Origin of the sequence: Verminephrobacter aporrectodeae subsp. tuberculatae At4 (assembly GCF_000193225.1) — a bacterium.
In the GTDB taxonomy this organism is placed as follows: domain Bacteria; phylum Pseudomonadota; class Gammaproteobacteria; order Burkholderiales; family Burkholderiaceae_C; genus Acidovorax; species Acidovorax aporrectodeae.
Map to the genome: position 1 here is coordinate 1 of NZ_AFAL01000126.1, position 8,258 is coordinate 8,258.

9 protein-coding genes, 1 tRNA gene and 1 pseudogene are annotated in these 8,258 nt (G+C 66.5%); 1 reads left to right on the forward strand and 10 read right to left on the reverse strand.

Annotation, left to right across the window (positions count from 1 at the left end):
* Position 1: 1 nt before the first annotated feature.
* The 6 genes and pseudogenes from VTU_RS0104815 to VTU_RS0104840 all read right to left on the reverse strand — a co-directional run bounded on the left by VTU_RS0104815 (position 2) and on the right by VTU_RS0104840 (position 4,480).
* Positions 2-91 (reverse strand) — tRNA-Leu (locus VTU_RS0104815).
* A gap of 126 nt (positions 92-217) precedes the next feature.
* Positions 218-846, reverse strand: a pseudogene (locus VTU_RS25705) (response regulator).
* The gene (locus VTU_RS0104825) at positions 843-1,961 is read right to left on the reverse strand and encodes a hybrid sensor histidine kinase/response regulator (RefSeq protein WP_010101386.1); all 1,119 of its coding nucleotides are present in this window, start codon (positions 1,959-1,961) and stop codon (positions 843-845) included. Before VTU_RS0104825 ends, VTU_RS25705 begins: the two are co-directional and overlap by 4 nt.
* 26 nt (positions 1,962-1,987) lie before the next feature.
* Positions 1,988-2,812: an SDR family NAD(P)-dependent oxidoreductase gene (locus VTU_RS0104830; RefSeq protein WP_010101387.1), complete on the reverse strand. Its 825-nt coding sequence runs from the start codon at positions 2,810-2,812 to the stop codon at positions 1,988-1,990.
* Between the two features lie 236 nt (positions 2,813-3,048).
* Entirely contained in the window at positions 3,049-3,876 is an 828-nt protein-coding gene (gene dapB, locus VTU_RS0104835) for a 4-hydroxy-tetrahydrodipicolinate reductase (RefSeq protein ID WP_010101388.1), read from the reverse strand.
* A 40-nt stretch (positions 3,877-3,916) separates the two neighbouring features.
* Positions 3,917-4,480, reverse strand: a complete 564-nt coding sequence (locus VTU_RS0104840) for an outer membrane protein assembly factor BamE (RefSeq protein ID WP_010101389.1) — start codon at positions 4,478-4,480, stop codon at positions 3,917-3,919.
* Between the two features lie 121 nt (positions 4,481-4,601).
* On the opposite strand from VTU_RS0104840, the gene fur reads away from it, so the two are divergent.
* Positions 4,602-5,030 (forward strand): ferric iron uptake transcriptional regulator, encoded by a 429-nt coding sequence (gene fur, locus VTU_RS0104845; RefSeq protein ID WP_010101390.1) that lies wholly within the window; start codon positions 4,602-4,604, stop codon positions 5,028-5,030.
* 20 nt (positions 5,031-5,050) lie between these two features.
* Here fur and hprK read toward each other — a convergent pair whose 3' ends face one another.
* From hprK to VTU_RS0104865, 4 genes are all read right to left on the reverse strand, one after another.
* Positions 5,051-6,007, reverse strand: coding sequence for an HPr(Ser) kinase/phosphatase (hprK, locus tag VTU_RS0104850; protein ID WP_010101391.1), 957 nt, complete (start codon positions 6,005-6,007; stop codon positions 5,051-5,053).
* 51 nt (positions 6,008-6,058) lie between these two features.
* Positions 6,059-6,526: a PTS sugar transporter subunit IIA gene (locus tag VTU_RS0104855; RefSeq protein ID WP_010101392.1), complete on the reverse strand. Its 468-nt coding sequence runs from the start codon at positions 6,524-6,526 to the stop codon at positions 6,059-6,061.
* 103 nt (positions 6,527-6,629) lie between these two features.
* On the reverse strand, positions 6,630-6,965 hold the full coding sequence (gene hpf / locus VTU_RS0104860; RefSeq protein ID WP_010101393.1) for a ribosome hibernation-promoting factor, HPF/YfiA family: 336 nt from the start codon (positions 6,963-6,965) through the stop codon (positions 6,630-6,632).
* 306 nt (positions 6,966-7,271) lie between these two features.
* On the reverse strand, positions 7,272-8,258 hold a 987-nt coding region (locus tag VTU_RS0104865), incomplete at its 5' end, for a 1-acyl-sn-glycerol-3-phosphate acyltransferase (protein ID WP_010101394.1).

Consider the following 8,258-nt stretch of genomic DNA (forward strand, 5'->3'; position numbering starts at 1 on the left):
GTGCCCCGAGCCGGGGTCGAACCGGCATGCCCCTTTTCAGGAAAGCGGCGGATTTTAAGTCCGCAGTGTCTACCCATTTCACCATCGGGGCGCGGGCTTCCCAGCGCATGCGGCGCTGAGCGTAACCCGGACAGCGCGTGCACGCAATGCCTGCCACGTCCGGCCCAAGGCCCGCTGCCGCTGCATGCGGTCGGGGGTCGCGCTTCGGATCGCTACTTCAAACCAATTGGTTGCGAATTGCGTAGACGGTGAGTTCCGCGTTGTTCGAGAGATGCAGTTTTTCCAGTACCCGCGCGCGATACACGCTCACGGTTTTCGGGCTGAGCATCAGCTCCGCGGCGATGTCCGACAGCCTGCGGCCCGAGGCGATCTTCAGCAGGGTCTGCAACTCGCGCGCGGAAAGCGCCGCGTGCGGCGCCTCGGGCTCGGGCTGCGCCAGGCTGTCGGCGAGCATTTGTGCAACCTCGGGGGTGAGGTACTTGCGGCCCTGCATCAGCGTGCGCACGGCGGTTATCAACTCCACCGGGTCGCCGGCCTTGTTTGCGTAGCCGCGCGCGCCGGCTTTGAGGCAGCGCAGCGCGTACTGGTCTTCGGGGTACATGGAGAGCACCAGAACGCGGACGCCGGAATGCGTTTCGCGCAGGCTGGCCAGGACTTCGAGTCCGCTGCGGCCGGGCATGCTCAGATCGAGCAGCAGCACGTCGCAGGGGGTCGTGCGCAGCAGCTCACGCAGTTCGCAGTAACCCCCGCTTCGCCGCTGACCTGGATGTCGGGCGCCTCGGCCAGGGTGTCGCGTATCCCGCGGCGCACCACGGCATGGTCGTCGCACAAGAGCACATGAATCACGGCGCGTCTCCCGGGTCGGTCGAGGCCGGGGACGCTGTCAGCGGGATGGACAGGATCACCGAGGTGCCCTGGCCCGGCCGGCTGCTGATGTCCAACCAGCCGCCCACGGTGCGCGCGCGCTCGTGCAGTCCCTTGAGTCCGAAGGCCTTGGGCTTGTCGAGCATCCGGGGATCGATTCCGCAGCCATCGTCCGCCACCTCCAGCGTCAACACCCCCTCCCGGTCGGAGAGTTCGATGTCCACCCGGGCCGGGTTCGCGTGTTTGGCAATATTCGTCAACGCCTCCTGCGCCGTGCGGTACGCGACGAGCTGGATTCCGGGCGCAGCGTGCATCGTGTCGCTGCTGCTTTGTACGCGTGCGGGAACGCCGCTGCGGCGTTCGAAACCGGCTGCGAGCCATTGGACTGCGGCCACCAGTCCCTGCTCGAGAACCGGGGGGCGCAGATTCATCATGATGCGCTGGCTGGCTTCGATCGCGTGCTGCAGCATGTCTGCCGCCGACAGCGCATGCTCTTGCAGCGCCGGGTCCGTGCTGTGGCGCCCGATCCAGGCCACGTCGAAACGCACGGCCGTGAGCGCGCCCCCGATGTCATCGTGGATCTCGCGCGCGATGGCGGCGCGTTCCTGCTCGATCGAGGTTTGCAGGTGCTCCGCGAATTCTGCCAGCCGGCGCTGCGACGCCGCGAGTTCCGCGAGCGCCAGTTCGCGCGCGCGCCGCGCCTCGTGCACCTGCAGCGCCTGCGCGATGACGTGCGGCAGGCGCTGCATGTCGTCTTTGAGCAGATAGTCCGCGACGCCCAGGCGCATGGCGTCCACGGCCGCGGCCTCGCCGATGGCGCCGGACAACAGGATGAACGGGGGATGCTGCGGCTTGCACGCCACGTGCGCCCAGGCGTCGAGCGCGGTGAACCCGGGCAGGCGGTAATCGGCCAGGATGATGTCGAAGCGCCCGGAGTCGGTCAGTCGCTGGAATTCACCGAGCCGGTCCACCTGCCGGACGTGGCAGGCGAGCCCCGATCGCCGCAGCGTCCGGGCCGCGAGTTCATGGTCCGCCGGCGAGTCTTCGAGGTGGAGGATTTCGAGCGCCTGTTCTGCTTCTGCGGTTGCGGGGACCATAGGCGCGCCATCATATAGGGGCGGTCCTATGCCCAGCCTGCGTCAACCTTGAACTCCTGCGCCGTGCACATGGCGGCGTCGTCCGAGGCGAGGAACAGCACCATGCGCGCGATGTCGTGCGGTTGCAGCCTGTCGGGCAGGCATTGGTTGCGCTCGATCTCGCGCTCGCCCTCGGCGTCGAGCCACAGCCGGATCTGCCGCTCGGTCATGACCCAGCCGGGCGACACCGTGTTGATGCGGATGCGGTCCCGGCCCAGGGTCTTCGCCAGCCCGCGCGTGAGCCCGTTCACCGACGACTTGGCGATGGCGTAGCAGGGAAAGCCCGCGCCCTTGGCCTGCCAGCCCGTGGAGCCCAGGTTGATCACCGCGCCCGCACCGAGCCGGCGCATTCCGGGAACGACCGCCTGGATCGCAAAGAACGCCGGGCGTTCGTTGATCGCCATGCGCTCGTCGTAGTAGGCCGGCGTCACGGTCTCCAGGGTATGGCGATCGTCGTTCGCAACATTGTTCACCAGCACCGCGAAGTCGCCCAGCGCAAGCGCCGCGTCGCCGATGGCCGTCTGCAACGCGACCACGTCGCGCACGTCGCAGACGCGCCACCAGGGATGGGGGTGCCCGGCGTCGGCCAATTGCTGCGCCAGGCGCTCACCCGATTCCCGCGCGATATCCACGAAAGCGACCCGGGCGCCCTGGCTGGCAAACGCCGAAACGATGGCGGCCCCGATTCCGCTACCGCCCCCGGTGACGAAAACGGTGCGGTTTTCGAGGCTGGGAAAATGCGCGGGTCCAGGGACCGGGGTGGCGGCTGCTGCGGTGGAGGGATGGGGCAGTGGGCTGGCGGAGTCTGACATGGCAAAGTGAATATTGGTGGATGGAGAAAAACGGGTGCCGGGCAGCACTGTGCGTTGACAGGATCGCCGCCGTCAAGAGCCCTGTCCGACCGGCATGCACCGCCGGACAGCGACGCAAACAACGACCGGAACGGGCCCATGCGCCGGGGGTTTGCGCTGTTCGACCCCGCGCGCGACAACGAAACGCAGAGCAGGGAGGACATTGCGGATCGTCGCCCGCCCCGCCGCGCGCCCGTTCAGTTCAGACCCAGCACGTCGAACATGTCGAACAGGCCCGTGGTCCGCCCTTCAACCAGGAAACGCACGGCCCGCAGACTGCCCTGCGCGTAGGTGGTCCGGCTGGCCGCCCGGTGCGTGATCTCGATGCGCTCGCCCATGCCGGCAAACAGCACCGTATGGTCGCCCACGATGTCGCCGCCACGGATGGATGCAAACCCGATGCTCGACGCATCGCGCTCGCCCGTGGCGCCCGCGCGGGCGTGCACGGCGCATTCCCTGAGGTTGCGCCCCATGGCCTGGGCGATGAGCTCGCCCATCGCAAGCGCGGTGCCCGAGGGGGCATCCACCTTGTACCGATGGTGCGTCTCGATGATCTCGACGTCGTAGCCCGTGGCCATGGCCTGGGCTGCGAGTTGCAGCAGCCGGAGCGTGACGTTCATGCCCACGCTCATATTCGGCGCCATGACGATGGCCGTGCGTTTCGCGCACGCGGCAATCTCGACCTTCTGCGCGTCCGTAAAACCCGTGGTGCCGATGACGGCTTTCACACCCATCTGGCTGCACAGCGCCAGATGCGCCAGCGTGCCTGCGGGGCGCGTGAAGTCGATCAGCACGTCGGCATTTTCCAGGCCCGCAGCAATGTCGGCGGTGATGGGCACGCCGCTCGCATGGCCCAGAAAGGCCGTGGCGTCGAGGCCGTCGGCGGCGATGTCCAGTGCGCCGGTGAGCACGCAGTCGTCACTCGCGCGAACGGCCTCGATGAGCATGCGCCCCATGCGGCCCGAAGCGCCCGCAACCGCCACCCGGCAGGCGCTCGCGGCGGCAGGCGAAGAGGTGTCTGTCATGGGAAGGCTCCTGTCCGGTTGCGCTGCGCAGCTGCCGGCGTCAGCGCACGGGCGCTTCCAGTGGCGGGTAGGTGCCGGGTGATGGGGCTGCGGCGGGCTGCGCGTCCGAGGCCGGCTGCCGGGGCGCGGCGGGGTAGCGCGCCAACTGCTCGGGGGTCGCCTCCAGAGCAGGCGCCTGGCCCTGGGCATCGCGTGCGCCCAGCGTGGCCACGAACTCGGTCTCGGAGGGCATTGCATCGCCCTCGGAACGCTCGAGCACGTCGCCCTTGAAAAACACGGTGAGCTTGCGGGTCTGCATGTCTTCGCCCGGACGCTTGAGCGTGAACACGTATTCCCAGCGGTCGGCGTGGAACAGGCTCGTGACCAGCGGCGTGCCCAGGATTTCGCGCACCTGCTGGCGGCCCATTCCGGGCTGCAGGGCCTCGACCTGCTCGCGCGAGACGAAATTGCCCTGCACCACGTCCACCTTGTACGGCATCACGATGCGGGCAATGCGGCTACTGGCGCTATCCGGACTGCCGCACCCGGCCAGGGTGGCAGTCAGGGCGGCGCCGACCAGCCAGACCCGGCCCGCACGGGCGCTGCAATGGACTTTCACGAGCATGGTGTGATGGGAGAGAGAGCCGAAAACCGGGGCTGGGGATATGATCGCCCGATTGTAGCGGTAGCTCCCAGAGACCCCGGGAAATCCCGGGCGCAGGCCAGCACACCCGAAAGAGCATGCCATGACCAATGTCGACGAACTCAAAAACACCGGGCTCAAGGCCACGCTACCCCGCCTGAAGATTCTGGAAATCTTCCAAAAAGGCACCCAGCGCCACATGACGGCGGAAGACGTGTTTCGCGTGCTGCTCGAAGAGCACACGGACATTGGCTTGGCCACGGTGTACCGGGTGCTGACGCAATTCGAGCAGGCGGGAATCCTGACCCGCAGCAACTTCGAGAGCGGCAAGGCGATCTACGAACTCAACGAGGGCCAGCACCACGACCATTTCGTCTGCACGGCCTGCGGCAAGCTGGAGGAGTTCTTCGACCCCGAAATCGAAGAGCGCCAGCAGACCGTGGCCCAGGCCAAGGGCTGGGTGGTGCAGGAGCACACGATGGCCCTGTATGGCCTGTGCGCCCACTGCGCACAAAAGGCAAGAGCCGGTTGACGGGGGGCGGACCCACCCGCTCAATGCCCGCCATCGCGCTCCATGGCGCGGCGGTGGCGCTCGACGAACTCCTGGTAGGTATCGATTCCGCGCAGTTGCAAGATGGTGTTGCGCACGGCCGCCTCGACCAGCACCGCGATATTGCGCCCGGCGACCACCTGGATCACGACCTTGAGGACGGCGACGCCGAGCACGTCCTGCGTGAGCGGCTCGTAGGGCAGGCGCTCGTAGTCGCGCTCGAGCGTTTCCTTGCGCACCAGATGCACGATGAGCTTCAGGCGCATCTTGCGGCGCACCGCGGTCTCGCCAAAGATGGCGCGGATGTCGAGCAGGCCGATGCCGCGCACTTCCAGCAGGTTCTGCAGCAGATCCGGGCACTTGCCCTCGATGGTCGTCTGGTTGATGCGAAACAGGTCCACCGCGTCGTCGGCGACCAGACCGTTGCCCCGGGAGATGAGCTCGAGCCCGAGTTCGCTCTTGCCCAGGCCCGACTCGCCGGTGATCAGCACGCCCAGCCCCAGGATGTCCATGAACACGCCGTGCATGGTGGTGCGATCGGCAAAATGCTTGGACAGGTAAGCGCGCAGCACGTCGATGACAAAGGCCGGTGACTCGCGCGTCGCGAACATCGGAATCTGCGCCCGCTCGCACATTGAGACCAGGGCATCCGGCGCCATCTGGCCGTCGGCCAGAATCAGCACCGGCGGCTCCAGAGTCACGATGCGGGCGGTGCGGCGCTTGCAGTCCTCGGCCGAGGCGCTGCTCAGGTAGGCGATCTCCCGCTCGCCGAGAATCTGTACGCGGTAGGGGTGGATGTAGTTCAGGTAGCCGACCAGATCGGCCCCGGAGCGCGCCAGGCGCACGGCGACTTCGTCGAACCGGCGCTCGGAAGCCCCCAGGCCCGCGACCCACTCCCACTTCAGGAGGTTGCGGAACTCCTCGAAGAGCACGTCAGCGCTGACGACATTGGGCTTCACGGCGGGTTGGCGAAGAAATGGGCGGCGCGGGTTGCCCGTTGAGGTTTGTTTTCAGTGCGCCTGCGCGGACTGCCAGCCGGCGATCATGCCATGCAATTCGGCAGCATCGGTGCAGGCCTTGAGCTTTTCGCGCAGGGCCGAATCGCTGAGCAGCTCGGCAATCTCGGAAAGGATTTCCAGGTGTTTCTGCGTGGCCGCCTCGGGGACCAGCAGAAAGATCAGCAACCCGACCGGCAACTCGTCCGGCGCGTCGAAACCGATGGGCTTGAGCAGCCGGAACACCGCCGCCATGGGCGCCTTCAGGCCCTTGATGCGGCCGTGCGGGATGGCCACGCCATGGCCCAGACCGGTGGAGCCCAGGCGCTCGCGCGCAAACAGGCTGTCGGTGATCAGCGCCCGCGCGAGGCCGTGCTGGTCCTCGAACAGCAGACCCGCTTCTTCAAAAGCCCGCTTCTTGCTGGTGGCGTCCACGCTCACGAGCACTTGGGCGGAGGGGAGGATGGAGGCGAGTCGGTTCATGGTCAGGGGAAACAATTATGCACACCTGCGCGCCCGCCCCGACCGTGCGATGCAATAAAAAAACCGCCCGGCAGGGGCGGCGCTGTACCAGGGCGGGCGTGCATCAAACGTGCAGTTCGCGCTTCGCAGCCTCGTGGTGGTGGTTTTGCAAACGATCCTTGTGGCGCACCACTTGACGGTCCATCTTGTCGACCAGTTCATCGACCGCCGCGTACAGATCGGCGTGGGAACTTTCGGCAAACAAATCACTGCCTTTGACGTGGATATTGCATTCCGCTCTCTGTCTCTTTTCCTTTTCCTTTTGCTTTTCGATCGTCAGCAACACCTTCACATCGACGACTTGGTCGAAATGGCGGGCGATCCGATCGAGCTTGGTGGTGACGTAACTGCGCAGGGCGGGAGTGACTTCGAGGTGGTGACCACTGATCGTCAAATTCATGAAAAGACTCCTGTAGCTCTCGGTGGAAAAAACGCCGCCCCGTATCCCGAAGAAGGAGCGGCCCGGCGAACCCGGATGCATCTGTTGACGCAGACACAGGTTCACTATGCCCGCGCCCTCCCTGAAAAGCAACCGCATACCCACTTGGCGCGCCAAGTTATGCCCGGCAAGCCAGCCGGTCGGTCGGTCCACCCCTTGGCCTGGGCCTGCGCAACCAATGCAGGGGATCAGCGTAAAACCCGTAAACATCGGCTACACACGCCGAAGCGCAAGGTCCGCAAGAACCCCACCCTCCCGCGAAAACGTTCATGCCGCGAGCAGTTCGGCCACCTGCGCGCGCAGCGACTCGGGCCACACCGCGTGCGGCGCCAGCGGCCGCCCGACGTTCAGGCCCACGCGGCTGTGCAGACCCCGGCGCAGGGGCCGCACCATCGCCCGGCCACGCTCGATGCGGCTGAAATACGAGCCCCACAGATTGCTCAACGCCATGGGAATCACGGGGGCCTGCACCCCGTCGGCCCGGGCGCGTTCCAGGATTTTCATGATCCCGCCCTTGAACTCCTGCAAGCGCCCGTCGTGCGTGATTCCGCCTTCGGGGAAGATGGCGAGCAGATCGCCCGCGCGCAGCACCTGCGCGGCGCGCTCGAACGCGGCCTCGTAAGTAACAGGGTCTTCCTTTTGGGAAGCAACGGGAATCGCCTTCGCCAGACGAAACAGCGCGCCGAGCACCGGCACGCGGAAGATGCGGTGGTCCATCAGAAAGCAAATCGGCCGGGGGCTGGCCGCCATGAGCAGCACGGCGTCCACATAGCTCACATGGTTGCAGACCAGGATCGCGGCGCCGGTGGTCGGCAGGTTCTCCTCGCCGCGCACCCGAAAGCGGTACACACAGTGCGACAGCACCCAGGCCACGAAGCGCAGCAGGTATTCGGGAACGAGCATGAAGATGCCGCACGCCACGAGCGCATTCGCGACGCCGGTGAACAGGAAGATCTGCGGCACCGTGCAGCCCGCACCGAGCAGCGCGCCGGCAATCAGCGAGCTGGCAATCATGAACAGCGCGTTCAGGATGTTGTTCGCGGCAATGATGCGTGCGCGGTGCGTGGGCAGGCTGCGCATCTGTATGAGCGCGTACATGGGAACGCTGTACAGGCCGGCGAACAGGCTCAGCAGCGCCAGGTCGAGCAGCACGCGCCAGTGCGCGCCCTGGGCCAGGAACGCGCCCAGCCCCATGATCTCTGCGTGCGGCAGCTGCGCCAGGGCAAAGTACAGATCGATGGCGAAAACGCTCAT

Bases quoted from the DNA above. Each gene is read 5' to 3' on its own strand.
- VTU_RS0104825 (WP_010101386.1), bottom strand. From the start codon at position 1,961: ATGGTCCCCGCAACCGCAGAAGCAGAACAGGCGCTCGAAATCCTCCAC.
- VTU_RS0104830 (WP_010101387.1), bottom strand. From the start codon at position 2,812: ATGTCAGACTCCGCCAGCCCACTGCCCCATCCCTCCACCGCAGCAGCC.
- dapB (WP_010101388.1), bottom strand. From the start codon at position 3,876: ATGACAGACACCTCTTCGCCTGCCGCCGCGAGCGCCTGCCGGGTGGCG.
- VTU_RS0104840 (WP_010101389.1), bottom strand. From the start codon at position 4,480: ATGCTCGTGAAAGTCCATTGCAGCGCCCGTGCGGGCCGGGTCTGGCTG.
- fur (WP_010101390.1), top strand. From the start codon at position 4,602: ATGACCAATGTCGACGAACTCAAAAACACCGGGCTCAAGGCCACGCTA.
- VTU_RS0104855 (WP_010101392.1), bottom strand. From the start codon at position 6,526: ATGAACCGACTCGCCTCCATCCTCCCCTCCGCCCAAGTGCTCGTGAGC.
- hpf (WP_010101393.1), bottom strand. From the start codon at position 6,965: ATGAATTTGACGATCAGTGGTCACCACCTCGAAGTCACTCCCGCCCTG.